This window comes from Agrobacterium sp., assembly GCF_059499945.1.
Genome location: NZ_JCABZP010000021.1, coordinates 1 through 23,407, shown reverse-complemented (window position 1 = coordinate 23,407; position 23,407 = coordinate 1). Strand labels below are relative to the sequence as shown.

General features: G+C 62.3%; 28 protein-coding genes and 1 pseudogene. 12 read left to right on the top strand and 17 right to left on the bottom strand.

Features of this window, described 5'->3' with window-relative positions:
* Positions 1-177: 177 nt before the first annotated feature.
* Positions 178-387 (top strand): cold-shock protein, encoded by a 210-nt coding sequence (locus tag AC5I5B_RS24520; RefSeq protein WP_495752901.1) that lies wholly within the window; start codon positions 178-180, stop codon positions 385-387.
* Positions 388-436: 49 nt separating this feature from the next.
* On the opposite strand, the gene scpB is transcribed toward AC5I5B_RS24520, so the two are convergent.
* On the bottom strand, positions 437-1,144 hold the full coding sequence (gene scpB, locus AC5I5B_RS24515; protein WP_495752899.1) for an SMC-Scp complex subunit ScpB: 708 nt from the start codon (positions 1,142-1,144) through the stop codon (positions 437-439).
* Between the two features lie 3 nt (positions 1,145-1,147).
* Positions 1,148-2,104, bottom strand: a complete 957-nt coding sequence (locus tag AC5I5B_RS24510; protein WP_495752898.1) for a DUF1403 family protein — start codon at positions 2,102-2,104, stop codon at positions 1,148-1,150.
* 280 nt (positions 2,105-2,384) lie between these two features.
* Here AC5I5B_RS24510 and AC5I5B_RS24505 point away from each other — a divergent pair, with 280 nt between their 5' ends.
* From AC5I5B_RS24505 to AC5I5B_RS24495, 3 genes are read left to right on the top strand one after another with little or no spacing between them, the layout of a single operon-like run.
* The gene (locus tag AC5I5B_RS24505; RefSeq protein ID WP_495752897.1) at positions 2,385-2,639 is read left to right on the top strand and encodes a type II toxin-antitoxin system VapB family antitoxin; all 255 of its coding nucleotides are present in this window, start codon (positions 2,385-2,387) and stop codon (positions 2,637-2,639) included.
* Positions 2,639-3,025: a type II toxin-antitoxin system VapC family toxin gene (locus tag AC5I5B_RS24500; protein WP_495752896.1), complete on the top strand. Its 387-nt coding sequence runs from the start codon at positions 2,639-2,641 to the stop codon at positions 3,023-3,025. Before AC5I5B_RS24505 ends, AC5I5B_RS24500 begins: the two co-directional genes overlap by 1 nt.
* A 2-nt stretch (positions 3,026-3,027) precedes the next feature.
* Entirely contained in the window at positions 3,028-4,116 is a 1,089-nt protein-coding gene (locus AC5I5B_RS24495) for a tyrosine-type recombinase/integrase (RefSeq protein ID WP_495752895.1), read from the top strand.
* Positions 4,117-4,139: 23 nt separating this feature from the next.
* Here AC5I5B_RS24495 and AC5I5B_RS24490 read toward each other — a convergent pair whose 3' ends face one another.
* From AC5I5B_RS24490 to AC5I5B_RS24460, 7 genes are all read right to left on the bottom strand, one after another.
* The gene (locus AC5I5B_RS24490; protein ID WP_495752894.1) at positions 4,140-4,658 is read right to left on the bottom strand and encodes an RES family NAD+ phosphorylase; all 519 of its coding nucleotides are present in this window, start codon (positions 4,656-4,658) and stop codon (positions 4,140-4,142) included.
* Positions 4,655-5,044, bottom strand: coding sequence for an MbcA/ParS/Xre antitoxin family protein (locus tag AC5I5B_RS24485; RefSeq protein WP_495752893.1), 390 nt, complete (start codon positions 5,042-5,044; stop codon positions 4,655-4,657). Before AC5I5B_RS24485 ends, AC5I5B_RS24490 begins: the two co-directional genes overlap by 4 nt.
* Before the next feature lie 270 nt (positions 5,045-5,314).
* Positions 5,315-5,608, bottom strand: a complete 294-nt coding sequence (locus AC5I5B_RS24480; RefSeq protein ID WP_495752892.1) for a WGR domain-containing protein — start codon at positions 5,606-5,608, stop codon at positions 5,315-5,317.
* 110 nt (positions 5,609-5,718) lie between these two features.
* A complete protein-coding gene (gene repC / locus AC5I5B_RS24475; RefSeq protein WP_495752891.1) occupies positions 5,719-6,948 on the bottom strand; it encodes a plasmid replication protein RepC in 1,230 nt (409 codons plus the stop codon).
* A gap of 213 nt (positions 6,949-7,161) precedes the next feature.
* Complete coding sequence (repB, locus tag AC5I5B_RS24470; RefSeq protein WP_495752890.1) at positions 7,162-8,163, bottom strand: plasmid partitioning protein RepB; 1,002 nt, start codon at positions 8,161-8,163, stop codon at positions 7,162-7,164.
* Complete coding sequence (gene repA, locus AC5I5B_RS24465) at positions 8,160-9,368, bottom strand: plasmid partitioning protein RepA (protein ID WP_495752889.1); 1,209 nt, start codon at positions 9,366-9,368, stop codon at positions 8,160-8,162. The genes repB and repA overlap by 4 nt, the downstream gene beginning before the upstream one ends.
* An 827-nt stretch (positions 9,369-10,195) precedes the next feature.
* Positions 10,196-10,402, bottom strand: coding sequence for a helix-turn-helix domain-containing protein (locus tag AC5I5B_RS24460; protein ID WP_495752888.1), 207 nt, complete (start codon positions 10,400-10,402; stop codon positions 10,196-10,198).
* A gap of 86 nt (positions 10,403-10,488) precedes the next feature.
* Between AC5I5B_RS24460 and AC5I5B_RS24455 the strand changes: the two genes are divergently transcribed.
* The 7 genes from AC5I5B_RS24455 to AC5I5B_RS24425 all read left to right on the top strand — a co-directional run bounded on the left by AC5I5B_RS24455 (position 10,489) and on the right by AC5I5B_RS24425 (position 16,962).
* Positions 10,489-10,827: a hypothetical protein gene (locus AC5I5B_RS24455; protein ID WP_495752887.1), complete on the top strand. Its 339-nt coding sequence runs from the start codon at positions 10,489-10,491 to the stop codon at positions 10,825-10,827.
* Positions 10,828-11,058: 231 nt separating this feature from the next.
* Positions 11,059-11,514, top strand: a complete 456-nt coding sequence (locus tag AC5I5B_RS24450; protein WP_495752886.1) for a hypothetical protein — start codon at positions 11,059-11,061, stop codon at positions 11,512-11,514.
* Positions 11,515-11,518: 4 nt separating this feature from the next.
* The gene (locus AC5I5B_RS24445) at positions 11,519-12,163 is read left to right on the top strand and encodes an HAD family hydrolase (RefSeq protein ID WP_495752885.1); all 645 of its coding nucleotides are present in this window, start codon (positions 11,519-11,521) and stop codon (positions 12,161-12,163) included.
* Complete coding sequence (locus AC5I5B_RS24440; protein ID WP_495752884.1) at positions 12,148-12,936, top strand: metallophosphoesterase; 789 nt, start codon at positions 12,148-12,150, stop codon at positions 12,934-12,936. Before AC5I5B_RS24445 ends, AC5I5B_RS24440 begins: the two co-directional genes overlap by 16 nt.
* 142 nt (positions 12,937-13,078) lie before the next feature.
* A complete protein-coding gene (locus AC5I5B_RS24435; protein ID WP_495752883.1) occupies positions 13,079-13,357 on the top strand; it encodes a DUF433 domain-containing protein in 279 nt (92 codons plus the stop codon).
* Between the two features lie 127 nt (positions 13,358-13,484).
* Positions 13,485-13,685, top strand: coding sequence for a hypothetical protein (locus AC5I5B_RS24430; RefSeq protein WP_495752882.1), 201 nt, complete (start codon positions 13,485-13,487; stop codon positions 13,683-13,685).
* Positions 13,686-15,408: 1,723 nt separating this feature from the next.
* A complete protein-coding gene (locus AC5I5B_RS24425) occupies positions 15,409-16,962 on the top strand; it encodes a hypothetical protein (RefSeq protein ID WP_495752881.1) in 1,554 nt (517 codons plus the stop codon).
* 190 nt (positions 16,963-17,152) lie between these two features.
* Here the strand turns inward: AC5I5B_RS24425 and AC5I5B_RS24420 are convergent, their stop codons facing one another.
* The 6 genes and pseudogenes from AC5I5B_RS24420 to AC5I5B_RS24395 all read right to left on the bottom strand — a co-directional run bounded on the left by AC5I5B_RS24420 (position 17,153) and on the right by AC5I5B_RS24395 (position 21,073).
* Positions 17,153-17,332: a sterol desaturase family protein gene (locus tag AC5I5B_RS24420; RefSeq protein ID WP_495752880.1), complete on the bottom strand. Its 180-nt coding sequence runs from the start codon at positions 17,330-17,332 to the stop codon at positions 17,153-17,155.
* A gap of 643 nt (positions 17,333-17,975) precedes the next feature.
* Complete coding sequence (locus tag AC5I5B_RS24415) at positions 17,976-18,221, bottom strand: hypothetical protein (RefSeq protein WP_495752879.1); 246 nt, start codon at positions 18,219-18,221, stop codon at positions 17,976-17,978.
* A 278-nt stretch (positions 18,222-18,499) separates the two neighbouring features.
* A complete protein-coding gene (locus AC5I5B_RS24410; RefSeq protein WP_495752878.1) occupies positions 18,500-18,919 on the bottom strand; it encodes a Ros/MucR family transcriptional regulator in 420 nt (139 codons plus the stop codon).
* 287 nt (positions 18,920-19,206) lie between these two features.
* A pseudogene (locus AC5I5B_RS24405) lies at positions 19,207-19,973 on the bottom strand (IS5 family transposase).
* A gap of 108 nt (positions 19,974-20,081) precedes the next feature.
* Positions 20,082-20,690 carry a LysE family translocator gene (locus AC5I5B_RS24400; RefSeq protein ID WP_495752877.1) on the bottom strand — a complete coding sequence of 203 codons (609 nt, stop codon included), beginning with the start codon at positions 20,688-20,690 and terminating at the stop codon, positions 20,082-20,084.
* Between the two features lie 35 nt (positions 20,691-20,725).
* Positions 20,726-21,073 carry a helix-turn-helix domain-containing protein gene (locus AC5I5B_RS24395; protein ID WP_495752900.1) on the bottom strand — a complete coding sequence of 116 codons (348 nt, stop codon included), beginning with the start codon at positions 21,071-21,073 and terminating at the stop codon, positions 20,726-20,728.
* Positions 21,074-21,310: 237 nt separating this feature from the next.
* Between AC5I5B_RS24395 and AC5I5B_RS24390 the strand changes: the two genes are divergently transcribed.
* A complete protein-coding gene (locus AC5I5B_RS24390) occupies positions 21,311-21,574 on the top strand; it encodes a hypothetical protein (RefSeq protein ID WP_495752876.1) in 264 nt (87 codons plus the stop codon).
* A gap of 434 nt (positions 21,575-22,008) precedes the next feature.
* Here the strand turns inward: AC5I5B_RS24390 and AC5I5B_RS24385 are convergent, their stop codons facing one another.
* Both AC5I5B_RS24385 and AC5I5B_RS24380 read right to left on the bottom strand, forming a co-directional pair.
* Positions 22,009-22,557, bottom strand: a complete 549-nt coding sequence (locus tag AC5I5B_RS24385; protein ID WP_495752875.1) for an arginase family protein — start codon at positions 22,555-22,557, stop codon at positions 22,009-22,011.
* Positions 22,558-23,033: 476 nt separating this feature from the next.
* Entirely contained in the window at positions 23,034-23,243 is a 210-nt protein-coding gene (locus tag AC5I5B_RS24380; RefSeq protein ID WP_495752874.1) for a hypothetical protein, read from the bottom strand.
* Between the last annotated feature and the right edge of the window lie 164 nt (positions 23,244-23,407).

The following is a 23,407-nucleotide window of genomic DNA, read 5'->3' as shown; positions in this document are numbered from 1 at the left end:
CGCGCAACGCCCACGCTGAGCCGGTTACCGATCACCAGATTAGGTCCACAATGGGCCAAACTCGGAAGTAAGACAGCCTTCAGCCCTCCTCTTGCAGTCGACCGCGATGGCCATGTTCGCCTTGCCGATTTCATCCGTCGTGGCATGTTGGCGCCTCGGATGATTGAAAGGTGCGTCATGGCAACCGGGACAGTGAAGTGGTTCAATGCGACCAAGGGCTCTGACTTCATCCAGCCGGATGACAGCGGCCAGGATGTCTTCGTCCACATCAGCGCGGTCGAGCGGGCCGGGATGCGCGACCTCCGGGATGGTCAGAAGATTTCCTATGAGCTCGTTCAGGACAAGCGGTCGGGCAAGGCCTCGGCGGACAATTTGCGCGCCGAGTGAGCTCTGGCGCGGGAGGCTCGTTCGACGACGCCTGCGAACCCGCTGACGGTCAGGACTCCAAGCCGTCCGCGGCCTCCGGTCCGTCGGAGAAATCGCGACTGGGGGTTCCGTCGTCCTCCCCATCATCGATCCCAATCGGGACCTCCCCGGCCAACAGATTGTCCTTGGTGAGCAGCCCGGCATCCTCAAGTTTTTCGATGTCGGGCAGGTCGCGCAGGCTGGCGAGGCCGAACACAGACAGGAATGTGTCCGTCGTCACATAGGTATAGGGCGCACCGGGCTCCGGGCTGCGCGGCCCGGCCGCAATGACACCGGCGCGCTTCAGCGCCGCGACGGTATCGCGGCTCATCTCCTTGCCAAAGACCTTTCCGAGCTCGCCGCGCGTGATCGGCTGGAGATAGGCGATGCCGGACAGGAACAGCATCTCGGTTGCGGAGAGGCCAGCCGTCGGATGCGGCACGCCCGACACCGCCCGGATTGCCGGCGCAAAGGCGCTGCGCGTCCGATGGTGCCAGCCGCCGGCGACAGTGACGAGGTCGTAGGGCCGCCCGCGCAATTCCTCGCGAATATCGGCGATGATCAGGTCGAGCGCGCAGTCGCGGCCGACGACCCGCGCCAGCGCCTCGCGCGGCACCGCCTCGGGCGCGGCAAAGATCACCGCCTCGACGCGGCCCATCCATTCGCGCCAGCGCAATTCGGGCGGCAAATCGGCCAGCTCGGTGTCGAGCGCACTCTCCGGTTTGGGGCGGCGCGCCATGGCTCAGAGCCCGTAGATGCGAAACGTCGGCCGGCCCGACAATTCGCGCAGGGCGCCGAGCCCGACCAGGCGCTCGAACAGGCGGCGCAAGCCGCGATCCGAGATGCCGCCGATTGCGGCTGAGCCCGCCAGCGCATCCTCGGAGAGCAAGGCCGAGATCACCGCTCCCGACCCTTTTGCCCGCAGTTTTGGCGCCGCGGCCTGGAGGACCTCGGCGCGACGCGCGAGCTCGCCGGCCAGATCGATCGCGCCGGCCGCCGCTTGCGCATAGGTCAGCGCGAGGGCCTGCTGCCAGCCCGCCCCGCCCGGGCGCGGCCGCTTGCCGGCCGCGCCGCGCCGGGCGTTTGGATCCAGGATCGCCGAGGTCACCAGCGGCACCGGCACAGGCCATTTGAGTTTTTGGGCAAGCACGGCGTCGGCCAGCCAGAGCGCCAGCAGTTCGGCATCCGGCCGAACTCGCACGACAAGCTCGGTCACCTCCGCAATAGCCACGATCGCCGTCCGGTCCGATTGGATCGCCTCAGCAGCGAGATCGGCCAGCGCCGCGAGTTCGGACGCGCTCACAACCAGGCCGAAGCCGGCCGCGGCGCGGGCGATCGCATTCGGCGAACAATCCGGCGAGCGCGTGACGAGCTGGCGCCAGGCGAGCAGGACGCGCCCGGCCGGCCCCGGATCGTCGCCGGGCCGGCGCAGCAGCTGGACGTCGCGCAGCTGGCTTTGATCCTCGCGGCGACCGATCAGCCGCAGGCTGGCGGCTGCGGCCTGCAGCGCCAGGCGCTGACGCCAGACGCCTGCCCAGAGCGGCATGTCGCGGGCAATCGGATCGAGCCCGGCCAGGCTGGCTCCGGCCAGAAATGCCGCGTCAAATCCCTGAGAAGACTGCGCTTTTGGACGCAACCAGGCGGGCACGGGAGGGGCGGTCGAAGGCGGCAAAGCCAGGGGCGCGGCGCGGCGAAGCATGCGTTGAGCTTAGTGTGCGGCGGCGCTTAATTCCACATATTTCGGCGCTAAGCGCCGCGCCTGTCGCATCACGATAATGAATGATAATATTGCATTATCGATCGTTTGACTCATGATAGGGAAGAAGCGCTACTTGGCCGTCCGGAAGCCCGCTGCGGCCTTCGGCCAGGCTCCGGGCCGCCAAAACGGTCGAGACTTCGGAGGCCGCAGGTGTCGTCGACATTGCCTGCCGGAGGCTGTTTAGGTAGAATATAGACAACCAGGAGCCTGGAACCTGCGCATGGCGCTGAGCATCAAAGATCCCGAGACCGAGAGGCTGGCGCGCGCCCTCGCCGCGCGCACCGGCGAGACCATCACCGTCGCGACGCGCCGGGCGATCGAGGAGCGTCTGAAACGAACGGCGTCGCAGGCGCGCAGGGCGGCGCTACTCGAGGACATGGAGGCGATGCAGCGGCGCTTGAAGGCGCTGCCGGTTCTTGATCCCCGCAGCCCCGAAGAGATCATCGGCTACGACGAACACGGCGTGCCGACCTGATGGTGATCGATAAGTCAGCGATCGCCGCGATCTTCTTCAACGAGCCGGATGCCCCGCGCTTTCGCGAACGCATCGCCGACGATTCCGTCCGGCTGATCTCGGCCGCGACGCTCGTTGAAGCTGCGATGGTTATTGAGGGCCGCTTTGGCGAGGCCGGCGGCGCAGAGCTCGATCTCTGGCTGCACAAGGCCGAGGTCGAGATCGTCGCGGTGAGCGCCGAGCACGCAGATCAGGCCCGGCGCGCCTGGCGCCGTTATGGCAAGGGCCGTCATCCGGCCGGCCTGAACTACGGCGACTGCTTTTCCTACGCCCTCGCCGCTTTGACGGGCGAGCCCCTGCTGTTCAAGGGCGAGGATTTCGCCCGGACCGATATCCAGGTCGCCTGACGATGCCGCCGCAGCCAAGCCCAGACGTCAGTCAGAGCGAGCGGGACTCCCCTCTCCTGCGGTCCGGCGTCATAGAGGCTGGAGCGCAGAGCGCGTCCGCCCTGCCAGCTCACCTCGAGGACCTCGCCGACCGCGCCCGCAACTATGTCGAAGCGGCGAGTTCCGCCAATACACGGCGCGCCTATGGCAGCGATTGGAAGCATTTTGCCGCCTGGTGTCGGCGCCAGAACCTCCCTGCCCTCCCCCCGGATCCGCAGGTCGTCGGCCTCTACATCACCGCCCAAGCCTCCGGCGCCGCGACCGCGAACCGCAAGCCCTCCTCTGTCGCAACGATCGAGCGCCGCCTGTCAGCGCTCACATGGAACTACGCCCAGTGCGGCCAGCCGCTCGACCGCCGGGACCGTCACATCGCCACGGTGCTGGCGGGCATTCGCAACACCCATGGCCGGCCACCGGTGCAGAAAGAAGCGGTGCTGCCGCAGGACGTCATTGCCATGCTCGAGACGCTGGATCGCGGCACCCTGCGAGGTTTGCGCGACCGCGCCATGCTGCTGCTTGGCTTCGCGGGTGGCCTCCGGCGCTCCGAAATCGTCGGTCTCGATGTCGGCCGGGACCACACCGAGGATGGCCGCGGCTGGGTCGAGATCCTCGACAAGGGGATGGTCGTGACGTTGCGTGGCAAGAACGGCTGGCGCGAAGTCGAGATCGGCCGCGGCTCGTCGGACGCCACCTGCCCCGTCATCGCGCTTCAAACCTGGCTCAGGCTCGCCAGGATCGCACATGGGCCGCTCTTTCGCCGTGTGACAGGTCAAGGCAAGGCGGTTGGTCCCAATCGCCTCCTCGACCAGGAGATCGCGCGCCTGGTCAAGCGCGTCGCCCTGGCCGCCGGCGTCCGCGGTGATCTCTCCGAGGGCGAACGAGCCGAGAAGTTCTCAGGGCACTCGCTGCGCGCCGGCCTGGCCTCTTCCGCAGAAGTGGACGAGCGCTACGTCCAAAAACAGCTCGGTCACGCCTCGGCCGAGATGACACGTCGCTACCAGCGACGGCGCGATCGCTTCCGCGTCAACCTGACCAAGGCCGCGGGGCTGTAGGCCGCCTCCCCTGCTCCCCGAGGTCAACGCCAGGACAGCTGATCTTTCGGAAGTCGGCCACTTGGATCGACGACGGTTACCTTGTGCGGCAGCTCCGGTCCCCATGTCCAAAGCACCAGGTTGAGATCATCCGCTTCGGCGCCTGCTGCAAAGCTGGGTACGCAGATGCCGGCAATGCCCTGCGAACTCAGCCGATCATAGATCGACCATGACTGGGGCCGACGACCATCGGCGAGGGCTGAGGCCCAGGCACAAGCCATCTCGTCGAATTCGACCGCGTGCTCCCGCCGACCTTCCTCGGTCGTTAGATCCGCACAATCCTCGCAATCGATCTCGTAGGAGCACAGGACGCAGGGGTCGATCCGATGCGCGAATCCCTGATTGGCCTCCTTGATCGTCGTCATAATGCTCAAGCCGAGATAGAGCGCGGGAACCCCTTTGGGGTTGAAACGAGCGCCCCTGATGGCCGCGCCATCCCCGGACGTCGGCTTGAAGGCCCATCGCGGATCATGTGCTCGATAGCAGGTCCCGACGAACCTCACGCAAATCCGCCGACAGCCATGTGATCAAGATAGTCCCGGACAGCCGCAGCCTTGCCGTCCTTGACGAGGGCCTCGGCCGTCCGCCCGCCGAACGCCGGCAGCGGCTGAGCCCGATACCAAGCCATGGCCTGTTCCTTGCCACCAGCCCATTCCGTTACGCGACTGATGATCTCCAGCATTTCACGAAGCCGCCCCTGGGCCTTTGGCGCACTGCTGCGCTCGACCCGATAGAGGGTCTCGCGCGCAAGACCTGCCGTCTGCGCGAGCTGGGACTTGGACATCCCAAAGCCGTCCGCGAGCTGTCCGATTGCGATCCTCCCAGCCCGGTCCATATACGATAGGACCAACGACTCGCTCTGAGATAAAGCCTTCATGGCTTGAGCCATCGTCATCGCCTCGCCATATTGATTGCCGCATTGTCCGTACGCAATATATGGCATCCTCAAGCTGGTTACAATCCGCAGCTGGGCTGTCACCTTGTTCTTGGCGACGTCTCATCGGCGCCAGGTCCCCCTCGCAAAGCAAGCCAGCCTGTTCTGACGACCGAAACGAGCAAGTCCAGAGTGAGACGGGCGCCTCGCTCAGGTCGCGGCTTTGGCTGGCACGGATGTCGCCACTGGAGCTGCGTCCCGAGAGCCCCGATCTGTCGAGCTCGATCAATACCCTGCCCAATCCCCTGTCGTTTGCAGCACGATCCGATAGCCGCGCTTCGTCTTTCTGAGCAACCAATCCTCGAGCGCCTCGGCGGCGTCATCGATATCTCCATACAGATCCAGCCGGCGCCGGCCTGCGCTGCCCCGTCGTCCCCATTCGCGCACGAGCGCAGCCTCTCCAAACAGCGTGGGCTCCACGGCCAGCACATAGAAGCGGGCCATGTTCTGCTCCTGATCGCTGCGATCCAGTACCAGCATCTGCAAGCGGGGCGAGGTCGTCTCGATGGCGCTGTCCATGCACGAATCTCACGCCTGAGCGGGGCTTTCGTCCAACGCAAAGGGTGAATCGACCCGAAGCGACCGATTCACACTGTTGATGAAACGCCTGGTTCGCGAGCCCTCCGCGGCTAGGCACGTTGCTTCTCGCGCTTGCGGCTGCCGATTAGGGCCATCAGCATCGGTCCGAGCGAGAATTCGCCAGCTTCGGCCTTTCGCGTCAGCCCGCGCAGATAACCGCCGGCGCTATTGATCGCTTCAGCCCGCTGCAGAATGGCCGCCACGACAATCGAGGCCTCAATGTCGCCGAGCGCGCCTTGCGCTTCATGCCAGGCGCTGGGACTGATCCCCAGCATGGGTCGGACGACAGCAACAGCGGCGGTGAAATCACGCCAGTTCGTAATGCCCCCGCGGCTGTAGTCGATAATGTCGGGGCAAGCATCCAGGACCATCCCCAACGGATAGGTCCGCTCTGGCATCCTGGCCGGTTCCAGTTCAATCTCGACGATCGCCCCTCTGCTTTCTGGAAAGCGAGGTTCAAGATCAATTAGGGAGTCTGGTTTTGAATTCTGTATGTGACGCTCAGAATGAGACTCATTGCCGCTCATTTTTTGAGTTTTGACGTGATTTTCCAGCAGGTTGAGGATTTCGTCGGCAAGCAGCGACAACTCGATCGCAATCCCTTCGAGAAGTTCGCGCGGAGCGGTTCGTGGAATCCGGCCGACAATGCTCCGATAGAGCTCGTGCAGTTCGCTCCAGTCGGCGGGCCCTTGACCATTCTGCCGCGTCGGAACCCCCTCCTCCATGCCTGTCGCAATCATCTTGCAGATGTCGCGGCGGCAGATCGTGATTTTTTCGCGGACGAGCTTCAGGGCCTGATCCTCAGCCAGAACCTCTTCCGCCAGCGCCTCGAACTCCTCGGCGCGGACGACGATCGGCGCCAGGTCAAATCCGAAGGCGAGCTCAATCTCCCCTGCCCTGCCCTTCCGGGCATAGCGCTTTCCATTCGGGCTATCGCGCCTGATGATCAGTCCGCAGTCGACCAGGACGGCCAAATGGCGGCGTAGCGTCGCCGGCGGCATGCCATGAGCCCGCAAACAGAGCTGCTGGTTCGATGGGAACACCACCAGCCCCTCGCCTGTCAGCACCGTCTCCGGGTGGAATGTGAGCAGCGCGTCCAGGACGGCCAAGGCGCGCTCGGTCACGCCGAGCCGGTTCTTGGCCGTACAGATCGCCCGGAAGACGTTCCATTTGTGGATGGCCTTCTCCGGTGGCCGGTCCTTTGCGTTCGCTTGGCTTGCCACATGCGCAAGCGTCAGCATCCGCCGCCCAAAGGGCGTCGTTGAGAGACGTGAATCCATGATCCTTGCCTTGTTTTGGGCAAAGAAATCCTGCTCGCCGAAACGGCGCGGAATCTCACACGAGACTCTTGACGGTGATTCGAGGAAGTGCGATTCTCAGAGTTGCCACACTAAGAGAAGGGCTTCCGGAACTCCGTTTCGGGGGCCTTTTTTCTTTCGCCGGTGACTAATCCTTCGGTGGTTGCGGATCGCAGAGCCAACGGCTCTGCGGGGTCATCCTGAACGGTTCGCCTTGAACGCTGCGAACATTTCTGGAAGCTTCTCTTCGATGAAGGCAGCAAAGGCATCGCCGTCTGCATCATGCCCGATCGAAATAACTGTACGGCTTTTCGAGTTTGCTACACGTGCCACTTCCACGTCAGCCACGGCCACAACCCGGTATACATCTCCGCCAGCGCGCGGTTGGTTCATTTTGGCCAGGGCGGCTGCAAGAACGGTCAGAAAGCGATCGTCTGACGGGAGATTTTTGAATTCCGACTCCGCGATCTTCTGCGCAACGCGCTTTTCCGCACCTGGGCCGGCCAGCGCGTCAACAAGCGTAAGCCATCGCCCCCGTCCAATCTTGGGCGCGCGCCCGATCGCGGCCACTAGCTCGGGCGGGACGCGGCGAGCGACGGCGATAAGTTTCGAAGCCTCTGCCCGATCGATTGCGAGAGCTTGTTGAATGACGAGCCGGTCGTGGCCCGCATCCTCTAGTCGTAAGGCAAAGGCGGCACGCTCGATGAAGGTCAAGTCTTCGCGTGCTGCGTTTTCGAGGCCTTGGGCAACTGCAAGGTCGGCATCGGACAACGGTCGAACGACAGCCTTCACTAGGAGGCCGAGTTCGTTCACAGCGCGCACGCGCCGATGCCCGTAGGCGATTTGGTAACGGCCTGATTTACCCGGCTCTTCGCGCAAGAGCACCGGTACGGCTTGCCCCTGTTCACGAATCGATTCCTTCAGCGCTTCAAACGCCTGCGCATCCTGATCGTCGAACCGGTCGCGAAAGGGAGAAGGTGTGATCAGTTGAGGGTCGATTTCGACGATCACCTGCCCCTCGCCAATGCGCCGGCGAAGCTCTTCGTTCTCGCGCTCGACGTCGGAGAAAGTGCTTTGCAACGAGCGGATGGAGCCAGAGGCAACGCGTGGCAGCGCTGAGGCCGTGTTGTCTGCGGACAACGCCGACGAGGGGCTGCTGGCGAAAAGCGACTTGATTGTATCGGCGCGCTTGTTCATCGGCCCCAAACCTCCTTCATGAGGGTCACGATCTCAGCGTTCACTGCATCGACTGACTCCAGGGCGCGGTCATAAGCCGCGCGGCCAACAGATCCGCGATCGAGTTCGTAGAGCGATTGCTTGGTCAGGCCGGAATTGGCGATCGCAGTCGATTTCCAAGCCGTTGCCTTGAGAACGTCATCGCCGAACAAGTTCCGCAGCAGAGCAACGATCTGCGACTCCGGTACATCATTTGGATCGTGTCGCGTTACGACATAACGAATGAAATCGTAGTCAAGGCGTCCGCCTGCGTTCTCGATGATAGCCATCAAGTCGGACGTCATCAGCAGGAATTGGCTCATCGAGGCGACATCGACCATTTGAGGATGGATCGTCACCAACATCGCCGTCGCGGCGTTTAGCGCCCCCATTGTTAGATAGCCAAGCTGCGGGGGACAATCGATGACGACAACGTCGAACTGATCGGCGACCTGGTCGATCGCGCCGGCGACCCGACGAAAGAACAGCTCATGGCCCCTCACACCGCGATCCAGCATGGCGCGCGGCGTGTGATGCTCGAACTCCATCAGCTCCAGATTGCCAGGCACGAGCCCGACGCCTTCAAAATAAGTTTCGCGAACGACCTCTTGCATCGGCCTCCGTTGATCATCGTACCTGATCGCTCCGTAGAGCGTGGCGTTCTCGGGGATGTCAAACTCAGGCTGATAACCGAACATCGCCGACAGCGAGGCTTGGGGATCGAGGTCAATCGCTAGCACCCTGAACCCTTGGAGCGCGAGAAACTGGGTCAGATAAAGCGCTGTCGTAGTTTTGGCCGAACCGCCTTTGAAATTCGCGACGGTAATAATCTGGAGCTTTTCGCCGTTTCGCCGCCGGGGCGAGAATTGGAGCGCCTCGCGCGGGCGCACCGAACTGAGATAGCCGCGCAGCTCGTTGATTTGGCTGAGGGTGTAAGATCTGCGGCCGGCCGACCCAATCGCAGGGGAAGGGCCGAGGCCATCAATCGACAACTGCCTGAGATAGCCGTCCGACACTCCAACGATTCGTGAGACTTCACCCGAGGTAAAGGACCGCAGCGACTTGCGCGCAGACGGAGGAAAGAGCGATGTGCCAAGGGAGCGCAATTGGCTCGACAGCGCCGCTGCATGCCGCGACACCCGTGACGAAGCGAGTTCGATTTGTGCTGAAGGAGCAGCGGCTGTCATGTCGTTTCTCACTCAAGACGGATTACGGGCGTCAGACGCTCTCTTTCCGTCTCAAGACGACGCCATGATTCTGCCTTGGTGGCAAGAACTTTAAGGTTAACAGATTCCTAACATCCAGAGACCTCGTTGTCCGCTGACAACAGCCCGCTGACGCTGCTATCTCTCGCGGCCGAGAGCATCCCCAGGGTGTTTTCCTCGCCCGAGGGTACGGGATTCGGCGTCATGGACCGGAAGTCCGTCAGCGAGCTCATGCTCGACAGCACCCTGGCGCACGCCGAGCAGCTGCTGGCTGAACAGCCCCGGATTGATCTCTTCCCGAAGACACCGGATTGGTCGACGCGCTCGCCGCCCACCACGCCCGCTAGCTCCGCGACTCGTGCCGCTGCTCGGCGACCCGTCACTTTTCGAGCGCTGAGCGCAACGTGTGGCTTTCTCCATCGCCAAGCTGAAGTGCCGGCCGCGGCGGCCGGGTTCGATCGCGGCCGCCTTCGCCGCACAGCTTCCTGGCCCGAATGCGCTCACCACCAGGCACGGAATCCGATCAGATCTTATCCTGGCAGGCTTGCCGACGGCGATCGCTTGGGGCAGGGGAGGGGCGTCGGCAAAGGTCTCCTAAGGACGCCCTTTACTTACGATCCAGGCTGCCGACATCGCCGGCAAGCGCCCTGATCGTGCATACCAAGTATGAGCCCGCACGCACATTCTATGAACACTTCGGCTGCACCGCCTTCCCCAGCGAAATCCGCAGCTAGCGCGACCGGACGGCTACTGTGCACGTCACGTCCCGAACTAATGGCCTCGCTGCCAGGCCGCATGCATTGGCAGCATCATTCCTTTAAGAGGTCCGCCGCTTTAACATTAAGTGCGATCGCGGCCCGATTAAGTGTGGTGATCGTTGGATTGCGCACTCCACGCTCGATCCCGCTGACGTAAGTCTGCTCAACTCCCATCCGGACGGCCAACTCTTCCTGGGAAAGCTTCGCCGAGGTACGGAGCGCCCGCACGTTTCTCCCTAAGATTTGTCGCACATCCATATATCGACGGAAGCGGAGTGGGGCTTGCGTCGCCAGGCATTATAGTGTCTAAATTGCCTCATTAGCAGCGGCAAACCGAGGGCTCAGTGAGCGAACAACAATACGAGCTCGATGGGTTCACCGGGCTGACGTTCGAGTTCTCCGTAGAAGGCCTGGAGCACAAACCCGCACGAATGGGGTTCGGAATTAGCGCTACGGGGGCGCCGGCCTACTGCGCGCGTTGGCTGGGACTTTTTGAGCATTGGTGCGAGCTTCGCGACCTCCGGCCGGAAGTCATTTCCGGAAGCTCCAATAGCGACACCGAGACGACGCGAGTGGTGGTGCCCCTCGCGGCGGCCACTATCGGCGAACTGATGGGCTTGGAGTGGAAGCGGTGGCTTGAGGATGAATTCGGCGTCACTTTTGCAGAAATTGTCGACCGATAGCTCGCAGGGACATTTCTGCCTGAACTTCGGCTTGCTGCGATGGGTTGTTTGTGCCGCTGCCGCCTAGTCCGACCCGACGAGCGCCCGTCTTCATCTGCAAGGACAGCGGGTCTTGCTGGCAACGAGCGCGCGCGCTCTGGGTCAAGCGGGCCTCCATTGCGATAGTCGCGATCAATCTGGGACGGCTCTCTGTCCGGTCGTTCCTCTCCTTTGGCCTGCATGAGACTCACAGTGAAACAACCGACCGACGAGGAACGTGCGCGCGTAAGCGGCGCCGTCATGCGGGTGTTTGACAACATCACGAGGCGATGGAGTCTGCCCGAGCGGCGGCAGCTTCAAATGCTTGGTTGCAATCAGCGGGACTTTCGCAACTGGGTTCGCCTCGCTCGACGGCACAAGCCCCTGGTTCTCGAAACAGACACCCTGATGAGAATCTCGGCGATCTTGGGGGTCTTTGCCGGCTTGCGGCGGTTTGGAAAGACGGCCGAGGAGGAAAAGCGTTGGCTCTTGAGCCCAATTCCTGTGCCACCGTTCGCAGGGCAGGCGCCGATCAGTCTGCTAAGTGAGTCCTTCGAGCGTCAACTCGAAGTTCGGCGATGCCTGGACGGGATCGTCGCAGGCATTATGCCCGATGAACCCGGTACGATCGTCGAATCGTACACTGTCAACGACATTGAATGGAATTGAGGCGATGGCTGAGGTGCAGGCCATCTGCTTCGACGCATTCGGGACGCTGGTGGAGATCACCGATAAGCGCCGACCGTTCCGGGCCCTGCTCGCAGGGCAGGGGAGGGGACAGCCGCTGGGTGATCCGTTGATCCATCCTTTAAGCCTGCGAGATCTCGCTCGGAACCTCACCGTCACGATCGCTGAGGCCCGCCTCCTGGAATTGGAGCGAGACCTCTCTGCCGAATGTTCATCGATCCGGCTGCGCCCTGGCATCGACCGGATTTGGTCGGCATTACGCCGCGCCGATCTACGGATCGGTGTTTGTTCTAACCTCGCGCTGCCTTACGCCCAGCCGTTCCTGGCCCAACTTCCAGGCATTCCCGACGTGGCCGTCCTCTCGTTGGAGGTAGGCTTGACCAAGCCGCAGCCGGAGATCTTTCAGCTGGTATGCGTGCGGTTCGGCCTTCCCGCCGAACAGATCCTTTTCGTCGGCGACACGCTGAAGGCTGATATTCTGGGACCGCGAGCGATCGGCATGCCCTCGATGAGCATCTCCGATTTCGAGGCCGCGCTATCAGGACAATCGTCTGGCCCATCCCTCGCCGGGACGCCGTCCCACCCGATCCGCCAGCTACTCGATCGAGTGCACCAATGCGCCTGCTTGTGATCTCAGATCTGCACCTCGAATTCGGCCCGTTCGAATTTCCTTCACCTCTGCCGGACTTTGACGTCGCGGTATTCGCCGGCGACATCGGCAGGCCGATCACCGCCGCGATCAAGTGGATGCAGTCCGAACGGCACAAGGCCCTGAAGGACCGGCCAGTCGTCTACGTTCCCGGCAACCACGAGTTCTACGGGAGCGAGATGAAGGCGGCTCTGGCCGACGGCGGCGCTGCGGCCGAGTTGGCGGATATCAACCTGCTTGCCCGCCAGTCGGTCCTCATCGATCGGGTGCGCTTCATCGGCTGCATCTTGTGGACGGACTATCAGCTGCTCGGGAAACCCAAAATGTCGATGATCGTGGCCGGGCAAGAGCTCAACGATCATCGCTTGATCTGGTATCGCGAGAACGACGGCCACTACGGCCGATTTATGCCCTGGCATGCTGCTGCGGAGCACAGGCTCGACCTGGCATTCATTCGCCGAGAACTCGCGACACAGTACAGCGGACCGACGGTTGTCATCACTCATCATGCGCCGCATCCAGGATCCGTGCAGCGCCGGCACCAGGGGAGTTCGCTCTCGCCCGCCTTTGCATCGGACCTCGGTGCTTTGATCGAGGAGTATCAGCCTGAGCTCTGGATCCACGGTCATGACCACGGATCCCACGACTACAGGGTGGGGAACACAAGACTCTTCGCCAATCAGGCCGGCTACCCAAATCTCGACGGAGATCGCGAAAATCCGAGATTTGATTCGATCTGTGTTATCGAAGTTTGAGCAAGCGATGAGCCGGTTTGATCCAACTCCGGTCGAGATTCCCGCACCTGAGCCTGGTTCGCCCGGTGGCCTGCTGCCGGTTCTGTGGACGGGCAGTTAAGCCAATCCGACCATCTTTTCGACTCCATCGGGCTCGGACCTGGTGCTTAGCGGAACGCCGGTTATACGGGGAACCCGCGTACCGGTGCACGACGTGGCCGCGTCTGTTGCCGCTGGTTACCCGACCGACCGTTTACTCGCCGCCTATCCGAGCCTCGATGCTGAGAAGCTGCGGCTGGCGGCGATCTATGCGGAGGCTAATCCACCGCGTGGTCGCCCTCGCGTGACCGCGGACCTTCCCGAAGGCTCCATCATCGTTGCCAAAGCCGCATTCCGCGTGCGAGGAAGGCCGAATGAGGCTCCTGATCGACGAAGCCCTTAGCCCGGAACTTGCAAAGTTAGCGCATACGAAGGGCCACGGCGAAGCGAGTCATGTCGTCTGACTCGGGCTCGCCGGGCTCAAGGATTGGAATCTGAAGGAGATCATCCTCGACGGCGACTGGACTTTTGTGACCAAGAACTCGGTGGATTTCAGAGGGGCAAAGGATAAGCCGGGCGGAAGGGGCCAATATGCGGATGTGGTCATTCACGCCGGGCTCATCTGCCTCAATGGTCCACCGGGGATGGATCTCGACATGCAGGTCGACCTCTTCGAGCAAGCCCTCGACGAGCTCGCCGCAAATGATGGCCTCATCAACGTGAAGGCGTAGGACCACCATCAGAAGGCGGCCGGAGGACTGCCAACCGACGCTCGAACCCATACCCTGCCTGGCGAAGGCCAAGGCTGGCACGCGGAGGCGTGCTTCAAGGCTCGGGAGCGGGTGGGCGGGGGTGGTCCTAGGGGCTGTCGGAGACCTCAGACGCGAAGGCGTCACTCAGTTTTTGATGCTGGCGAAGGCCTGCATAAAAACTGCGGTATTGAGCCTTTTTTATTGGGGTGAGGCTCGCCACGAGCCGGTCTTTGCAGGGGAGGGGTCGTTCCAGGGGCTCCCGTCGGAGACCTCAATTGATGCGAAGGCATCAACGCAAACGCGATGCACCCGAAGGGGTGCGTCACCTTTGCGGTATTGAGCCTATTTTCTATTTTTGGGATGAGGCCCGTTTTCGGGCCTGTCCTTGTCGGGAAGCGGCCACTGGGAGGCTGCGCATTTGCGGGGGTTTCGCCGTTTTTGTCGGGGCTTCTCAGGCGCCCTGGGCGTGGCGCAGCCGGGCGCGCAGGGCAGGGCCTGGTCCTTGGAGGGGAGGGGCTCCGTGGGGTCTTTAAGCCCGTCCACGGGGCCTCGTCCTTGTTGGGAGAGCCGGCGGCGCCTGCCAGTCCCTCAGGCCGCAGGTGACACCGGCGGAGTCGTCTCTTTGAAGCGGCTCGGTCGCCAGCTGCCGCGGGGTTTCAGCCGTTCCACAAAATTGAAGCGTAGGCGCCGGTTTCCCAGCAGTTTTGGGCTCAAACATGCATTATTTGGGGGTTTTCGCCCGCTCGTGTCAGACACGATTGCGGGTTCATGCGGCGGAGCCAGGCGCTAAACTCGTGTGTGGCAGGTCAGGAGATCAATCCATAGCGTGCCGAGCTCAACTCGACATACCAGCTGCTGTGTTGTTGCCTCAGAATTTGATTCGCATAAGGAACATTATGGAACCACCAGATGGCCTGCGGTTTCACAGCTGTTGCGTTTCTCAGCCTAGCAGCGTTTGGCGCCGGGGTCGAATTCGAACGCATTCCCAGTCACTTAGGTTGCGGCGACCGGTAGATATGCGACCCCCAAAACGCAACATCGGTGGGGGCCGACGAGCTGCAACGCCCGGACCGATGACCCGGTCCGGCAAGCGGTTGATTCACCGGCGAAGCAGCCTCCAGGGCGCGAGCAACAGCTGCCGAAACCGCCGGATTGGAGCATGGCTGGGTCCGATTCCGATTTTTCCAGCCTTAGCGCCGACGCCGATCGGTGCTGACCCTGCAAATAATAAGGCGCGATAAATTGGGAGCGATCACGACGCTTCGCCTAACCCGCTGGAGTAACGGGGCTTTCAGGCAAATCGCTCAGGCCGATAATTGCTGGTCACGCTTGCTTTCCGGCTGCCAGCATGGGGCTGCGCTCGCTCGGTTGCGAGTGCAGCTTTTTTAGGCGTGATAATTCTGGGGACATTCGGGAAGATAGGCGCAATAATTGCCGAATTTCTTAGGCGTGATAATTGCTAATTTCGGCGCGTGAGCCGACGCCCAGCAGCGCCGATCTTTTGCAAGCCTTAAGGCTGGCATAATCGCAATTGGCGAAAAGCGGACGGACGAAGATCGGCGCGAAATTGGGCCGAAATCTTAGGCGTGATAAATCGAATTTCTTAGGCGCAATAAATCGCCACGACCCTTGTCAGGCCGACGCGGCCTCCGCTAAAATGGATGTTAAATTGCGGCGCTGCGCGTCGCTTCCAGGATTGGCTATGGCGGTTTTTCATTATCGGTGGGGCACGGAGCGTCCGCGTCTGCGCGGTGAGCGTCAGGATCGCTATCTCGGTGTGTTCGCCGAGGCGGGTCTGGCGCGCATTTTGCGCGAGAATGAAACGCGGCTCGCTCAGTTCCAGCAGGACGTCGATCAGGTCAGGCGCGATCGCGAGTTCGTTCGGCTCTCGACTCCGAACGGGCGATACAGCAGCGAGGCGGCAGCGTCGGTTGCGGCCCAGTTCGGGCTTGCCGACGGCGCCGAACCGATCAAGCGCGGGCGTGGTCGCCCGCCGAAATACGCTCCCGGTGTTCCGCGTCCGCCTCGTCCAAGTCGGGCCGTGACGCCGCAAGGTCGCTTGCGCGCCGCCGCGATGGTTCATACGCGGCGCAAGCGCGGGGGGCGGCAGGAGGCGGTCTCCCCCGTCACCAGCTCCCCTGCCCGCTCAGTGGCGCCGAAGGCTTCGCCTGAGGTCGGCCGCGCCCTCCTGGCCGGTACGATTGCGGCGAATCAGGAGGTGGCGGCCGCGGTCGATCTCGTGGTGACCGTTACGGAGGACGCGATCGCCGCGGCGCCGGCGGTGGCCGAGCCGGCGCCTTTTGACTCCGCCGCCTTGGCCGCGCGGCATCAGAGCCAGATGCTCGATGCGCTGCGCGAGTTTGCCGCCGGCGATACCCTTTCGCCGGACAGTGAACTGGTGATCGGCGCTTACTTGAAAGCGCATCGGCGTGAGCATCATGTCGGGCTCGGCTGGTGCCGCGGCCAGGACGGTGCGAAGCGGCATGATTACGATTTCAGCGACCCCGCCGATGAGGCCAAGGTGAAGCCAGAGGTCCGGGCCCTATTCAAGGGCTTCGGACTCTCTCGTCATCTGCCGACCATGGACCTCAAGGACCCTGGTAAGGGGATGTCCGAGGAGGATCTCCAGCTCTGGATGAAGTGCGCCTTTTTCAATGGCGTCGACTTTCCGGAGGACCAATTCGATTTTTATATGCGGCAGTATGGGTCGGCCAAAGGCCTCTATAAGCAGCACCGCCTACGCCTCGAGCCGATCATCAACGAGGAGCGCCAGCGCTTCCGTGTCTGGCCCTATATCGAACGACGCTTGGCCTCGGTCGAGCGCTATGCCGATCAGTTGGCGCGTGGCGAGATCGATCTGACCGCAGCGCGTGCGCGGATGATGAACGACGAGATCCGGTACATTTGCCGCCTCAAGCTCTCTGAGCAGGCGATCTACCGGAAGATCGTCGACGCGATGACCTGGTTTGAAGGCTTCTCGCGCATCGAGCTTCTCAATTGGGCTGGCGATGACGTTGCCAACGATCGGATGTGCCGCATCCATCAACGGTTCCCGGCCTGGGCTTTCCCAGAGGAGTTGCATAACGACGTCAGCGACGGCTGGCTGTTCGAAGAGGCAGCCCGTCTCGATTACCGGCGGCCGACGCCGGATGATCTGGTCAGCTTTGCTGAGCAGGATCAGGAACAACGGATTGAAAATGCTCGGAGGCGCGGTTTGATGGACCTCGCCGATATCGAGCTCCCGGGATGTGAATGAAAAAGGGCGGCCACCGTGAGGTGAGCCGCCCTTTCCTTATTCGGCGACCGGTCCCCGATGTGGAGAACCTACCGCTTGTTCTTGAACCGATGAAAGAACTGCTCGACGTGCCTTTCGGTAGTTCGTCATCGACGCCGTAGTTCCCAGGCTTTGCGTCCGACGGCATGTACGCAGTGCCGAAAATGGCATGCTAGATGGGGAGCTGCCCCGCAAAATTCTTGTCATAGGCTTCACGGCGATTGGTGTGATGCCAGTGGTGGAATTCCGGTGATGCGATAAGCCATGACAGCGGCCCGAGCTTGATGTCGATATTGGCGTGAAGCGCCAGTGAGCGCCACTGATAGATGCCGAAAACCTCGACCTGTTTCATTCTCCTCAACAGTGGCCGCAAGCATAGTCTCACACCTTGCTGGGGTCACTCTCCTGATCTGAAAGTGATTTAGGTTTGCCGCTGTTACAGCATTCCAGCCTTTGGGTTTTTGCCGAGGGGCAGAAAAGAAGCCGGGGCTGAAGGCCCCGGCGCGATCTATATCAGCTAGGTTTGTGTCACATCGTCCATAGAGATGATCGATGTGGGATCTCTCAGGCGGCTAGGCCGAGGCAGATTTGCGCGGCGGGGTTGGACGCGGGACGCCGGGCGAACTGGTGCACGACGATGATTCCGAGGTCGCGGAGGCCCTGGAGCAGCGTGACGATGCCCTCGCGCTCGGCGTCGCAGGTTCATGGCGCAGCTGGTTGATGATCCGCCGATCGCACAGGCGACCGCAAAATGCAGGTTCATGGCAAGAACGGCTTCGCAGGCGTCGGCGCGCGGTCGAGGGCGATGTTGCGGATGCTCGCCCATTCCTCCCCACCGCGCCGGCTGGCTACGGCGCACACTGCTTCCGCCCCCAAATCTCGTGACTATAGCGCACTCGCGCCGAGCGGTGGCGTTCAAGCCGCCAGGCCCGCTGAGGTTAAGGCGGCCGCTCTGGGCGACCGCGTCAGCTCAATTCCGGCAGTAGCCGGCGCCGTTATCGCGAGACGCTGACCTCGGCGCTGGGGTGCGCCTTGCAGGCCAACAAGTACTCCTCGACGAACTGGACCAGGCCTTCGTATGAGCCCCACCCGTTCGACGGGTTCAGAGCGCGGACGCGATCCGGATTCGAGCGCAGCTGCTCCAGGCCGGTGGTCAGCGGCTTGCTCAGCTCGCGCGCGAAGCGCACGTCGATCTCTTCTGGGCGCCACAGGCGCTGATAGGTCCCGGCTGCCTTAGCCATGGCGCCCAGATTGTGGGTGATGTTGGCCGAGTAGACGTAAGGGCCCGTTTCGTCCGCCGGACAGTAACCGGCTCCTTGCGGGGAAACGGCGATCCCATCGGTTCCGCGCGTGGACCGATGACGGCAAACGCGACACGCTTCATCTAAGGGGCCTCGACAATCCTGCAGCCTAAGTTCTTGAGACTGGAAAACGGCCCCGTATCGAGATTGAAGCGTCGGGGCGAGTTAGAAGCAGCAGCAATCAGAGCCGCCGCTCTCCACTTGCCGAAATCGCTGGATCAGCGGGCCGCTCGCTTCCGGCGCTGCTGACCGAGGCCCATTTTCTTTGCGAGGACAGAGCGGGACTCGGCATAAGCGGGCGCGACCATCGGATAGTCGGGAGGAAGGCTCCATTTCGCCCGGTACTCTTCCGGCGAAAGATCGTACGCGGTTCGAAGGTGGCGCTTCAGGGATTTGAATTTCTTCCCGTCTTCGAGGCAGATCAAATGGTCGGGCGTGATCGATTTCTTGATCGGAACGGCGGGTGTGAGCTTCTCCGGTTCCGCACCTGGCGCGGCAGCTTGGCCAAGGCCGGCCAATGCCGAATGCGTCGCAGCAATAAGGCTCGGAAGCTCCGCCGCGGGAACGCTATTGTTGGCGACAAATGCGCTGACGATCGTCGCGGTCAGTTCGATGAACTCAATGTTGTCGTCGGTCATTTTAATCCTCTAGCTATATGATAGGCCCCAATGAGCACAGCATTTGTCATGAAGTCAAACAGTCACGCCCTCACAAATTGGAACGAAATATTTTCAACGGTAGGCGCTCGCTAAAAATGGTCCGTACACGCAAATATCCGCGACACAGTCTGAACGCCGACTTTGGGGCAAGGGTGTCGGCTCTTCAGGTCAAGCGGCGTTGACGCCCCTAGGCGGGTTCATCCACGCTAGAGAGTGAGTTGCGGCTGAATGGCAGCAGGTAGGTTGCCGGCCTTAATCGATGAGTTCTAGGTCGTAGACTCATAAGCGCGGAGCCACAGGCGCACTGAGGCGAGTTGAATCATGGCGAGGAAGTTGGCAGCGAGCTTGTCGTAGCGAGTGGCAACGCGACGGAAGTGCTTCAGCTTGGAGAAGAAGCGCTCTATCCGATTGCGCTCGCGGTATAGCCGCTTGCTGAAACAGGGCTTCCAGCGTCAGTTGCTTTTGGCGGGATGTTGGGCGTGGCCCCCTGTTCCTGGATCAGTTCGCGGATGCGGTTGGCGTCATAGGCTTTGTCGGCCAACACGATGGTGCGCGGACCAAGATGATCGAGGAGCATATCGGCGATCTGCCCGTCATGCACCTGCCCAGCAGTGAGACCGAGCCGGATCGGAAGCCCTTGCGCGTCGGCGACGACATGGATCTTGGTCGTGAGCCCACCGCGTGATCGACCAAGACAATGATCTTGATCCCCCTTTTTTCCGTTGCGGCCTACTGATGGACACGAACGGAGGTGCTGTCGATCATCTGGATGTTGGCCTCGCGCGCGGCGGCAATAGCATCCATCAGCCTGTCCCACACCCCAGCCTTTCGCCATCGAACGAAGCGATTGTAGCAGGTGGTGCGGAGTCCATATCGCTCCGGCATGTCGCGCCATGGTGCGCCAGATCGGAGGACCCAGAAGATGCCGTTCAGTACACGGCGGTCATCGACACGCGGCACGCCTCGCGGTTTGTTGGGCAGGAGCGGTTCAATTGCACGCCACTCCCAAGTCGGTCAGGTCATGTCGGCTCATTTCGAAGCTGAATCAAAACAACGTCCAGAATGCATGACCACCGATCGGCTCCCGTCTCAAAGAGGCCCCTACCGCAGTCTGCCTTTCGTGGAAGTATCATCGCTCCTCTCACGAGTAGAGAGACCTGACCATTTGAACGATGGCGCCAATCGCGAGCGCGATGAGCGCCAGTCCCGTTGCGATATTGATGCCGAAGAAGAGACGCGGCGTCAGATGATGGTGCAGCCAGGCGATCGCGCCCGCAGCGAGGAAGCTGCATGCGATGCAGGCCGCCATAAAGCCCGAGAGGAAAACCGCGCCTTCCGGGGACAGCGGCGTCGACACGCCGAGGCCGCCCATGGTCGCACCGATCGCCAGCCAGAACGGGATGTTCTTCGGGTTGGTCAGCGAGAGAAACGCCCCCGACGCGAACGGTCCGATGCGCTCGTCTGCATCCGGCCCGCCGCTGTTTCCGGGAAAACTATTCGCAGCCCGGATCGAACGCCAGGCCAGCCACAGCAAAAATCCGGCGCCGGCGAATTCCAGCGGTAGGCGCAGCATCGGAACGGAGAAAACGAGACCTAGACCCGCGAAGGCGGCCAGCGCCCAGGCGAGATCGCCAACCAGAGACCCGAACTGCACGATCAGTGCCCGGCGGAAGCCACCCCTCAGGCCGCGCCTCAGGCTTTCTGCGAAAACCGGGGGAGAGGCATAATGCGAGGGCGAGCCCGAAGGCATAGGAGAACAGGGCAAGCAAGGGCGGGGGCTCGGCGTTAGAAGGATCGCGGCCGACGATGCCGATATGGAATGCCCGGCGTCTTGAACGGAATTGATCTGCTGCTAGCCCAGAGCGCGTGAGAAGCCGGCTGGCGTGACGCCACTACGCGCTTGAAGAAGCGGTTGAGATGGCTCTGGTCGGCGAAGCCCAGTTCCGCCGCCACGTGGGCAGGGGTTCTCCCATCGCGCAGGAGCCGCCGGGCACGTGCCAGACGCATCTGCATCGCCCATGCCATCGGCGGCAGCCCAAAGGCGCGGTTGAAGCTGCGGACAAGGTGTTCGGCTGAAATCTCGGCATCCTGTGCGAGACGAGCGAGGTCCGGTGGCGCGTCGAGGCTCCCCAGGCGACCTCCTCATTCCGGGCGCCACCTGATGCCTATTGGCGGCCCTGGTTCGGCCGAGCGGTGGGTGTGCCGGATGTCATCGGGCATTGTGACGCAGCCCCCTGGAACGTGGTCTGGAATGGAGGCAAGCCGGCCGCTCTGATCGACTAGGAAGTGGCCGGGCCGGTAGACCGATTGACCGAGATCGCCATGGCGGCATGAAATGGAGCGCAGCTCTACGATGACGATGTCGCCGTCATGAACGGACTTCCCGAGCCGGCACAGCGCTTCCGTCTCGTGCGTGCTTTCGTGGACGGCTACGGCCTGTCTTGCAGAGAGCGTCAGGCCATGCCGTCTCGGATCATCGAATTCGCTACCCAGAGCGCCGCGAGCGAGGTTATCGAACAACAGATCACGCCGAAAACGACCTATGCGCCCCGTGTCTGGGGAATTGCCTGGCAGACACGAAGCGTCGCATGGCTGATTCGGCGGCGAGCTGAATTCGAAGAAGCGATGGCCTGAACCGTCAGCATCTGCAGTGCGCCAGTTCCGGCCATTGGATGGATTGCCCAAGGGCAGACGTTCGCAACTGTTCGTTGTCGCGCTTCCAATTGGCAGTGCGGTCGCGGCCAACTCTGTCGAATGACAAGGTGAACTTCCGCTCCGTGGCTGGGCGTTCCTGTTTAGAGCATGCTTGATGCGAAACCGGTTCCCACTTTTCGCAGCATGCTCTAGGCGAACTCTGCGGGGTGAACGAGCGCATAATGGCAGACCGCGACCAGCTTGAGTCTGTCAGGCAACCCGGAAATTTGCGTGTGCCGATCAGGGTCGAGCGGACCGGTGGCGGTCCAGCGCTTTGCCCTTTCGCGTAAAAGCGCGGGTCTCGCCGAGCCGGCTCACTGAGGATACCTCGAGTTCTACGATGATCGGCGGCAGCGGCCGCCACAATCGGAAAGCTAAAGCAGATGTCGAGTGAACTTCGCCGACACGAGCTCCAGGAATTCGAAGGCCTGGCCTTGAACGCGCCCCTCGGGGTCGACGCCTGGATCGTAGGAAGCGACTGTCGCCGCGGCGACTGGAAAATGCTCCAGGATGGCATGCACGCAGCTTGAGAGCTGTTCTGGAGCAAGGCCGTCGCGCGATGCATACTCATTGGCCGGAGCAAAGTCGGCATCGAGCACATCGACATCGAGATGCAGGTAGATCTGCGTAACGCCCCGTCGAGCCAGCCGGTTCAATGTGAGGCCGAGTGCCTCGCTCGCGCCCAGCGCCCGCACCTGAGCCGTCGAGACATGACCGACAGCTGAGGCGTCGAGCACGTCGCGCGCGCCATTGTCCGCGCCATGCGCGCCGACCAGCAATACTCGGCCGTCCGGCAGGGGCTGAAAGCCCGGAACAGTCGCAGCCAGAGCCTGCCAGCACCGGTCGGTGAGCGTGCTCAATCCCATTGCATCGAGGAAACTGCCGGTGAAGGTATCCGGGGTGTTGCAGTCGCCATGGCGCATCAAACCAGACGACGCCGAGCCGCTCACCGGAAATCGTGCTGAGCAAACCCGCCACAACGCCAATTGCGCTGTTGCAGTTCTCCGAGAGAACGAGTGGCAGATTGCTGGATCTGATTGAGGCGCTGACGGCGGCCGAGACCGCTCGGTGCAACTCGAACGCTGCCGATCTCAGTGACGAAAGACGACCTTACTTCCATGAGTTCTGAGGCGACGGCGCGAAGGCCTGGAGCCGATCCGTCAGCCCGGCAGCCCTTAGGTGCAGCGGCCCGCGCACCATGCGGGCGCCGCGATGTCCAGAATCGTACGGAACCTGGATGACGTGAATTGCCACGACTGCAAGCTAACCGACGTCTGCTGGCCTTCTTCCGCGCTGCACGGCAGCAAGTCCGGCCGGGAGTGGAGCTGGCCGAGCTGCAGCGCTCAAGCGAAAGGGCGACCTGAGAGGATGCATTACTCTGTTTGGTACTGGTTGAACTCTAGCGGGTCGCACGCCGGGTGCTGCGCACCACTGACGGTGCCGTGACCGCGCCGGCCGCGCCGCCGATGACCGCTCCGACCGGGCCGGCGACCACCGCACCGGTTCCGGCACCGACAGCCGCGCCTCCAACGCGCTGCTCCGTCGTATTGCCGCACGCGCCCAGCGTCAGGGCGGCGGCGGCGATAAAGCTTACTGTTGAGATCTTCATGGCGACAGCCGAGCGAGGATCGCGAATGGCAACTAGCGCCAGAAGCGGAAATTGGATCTCCGCCCGAAAGCGGACCTCTGCTGTTCAGCTGCGTCAGGACCGCTCTCGACCCATTGTGGACCTAATCTGGTGATCGGTAACCGGCTCAGCGTGGGCGTTGCGCG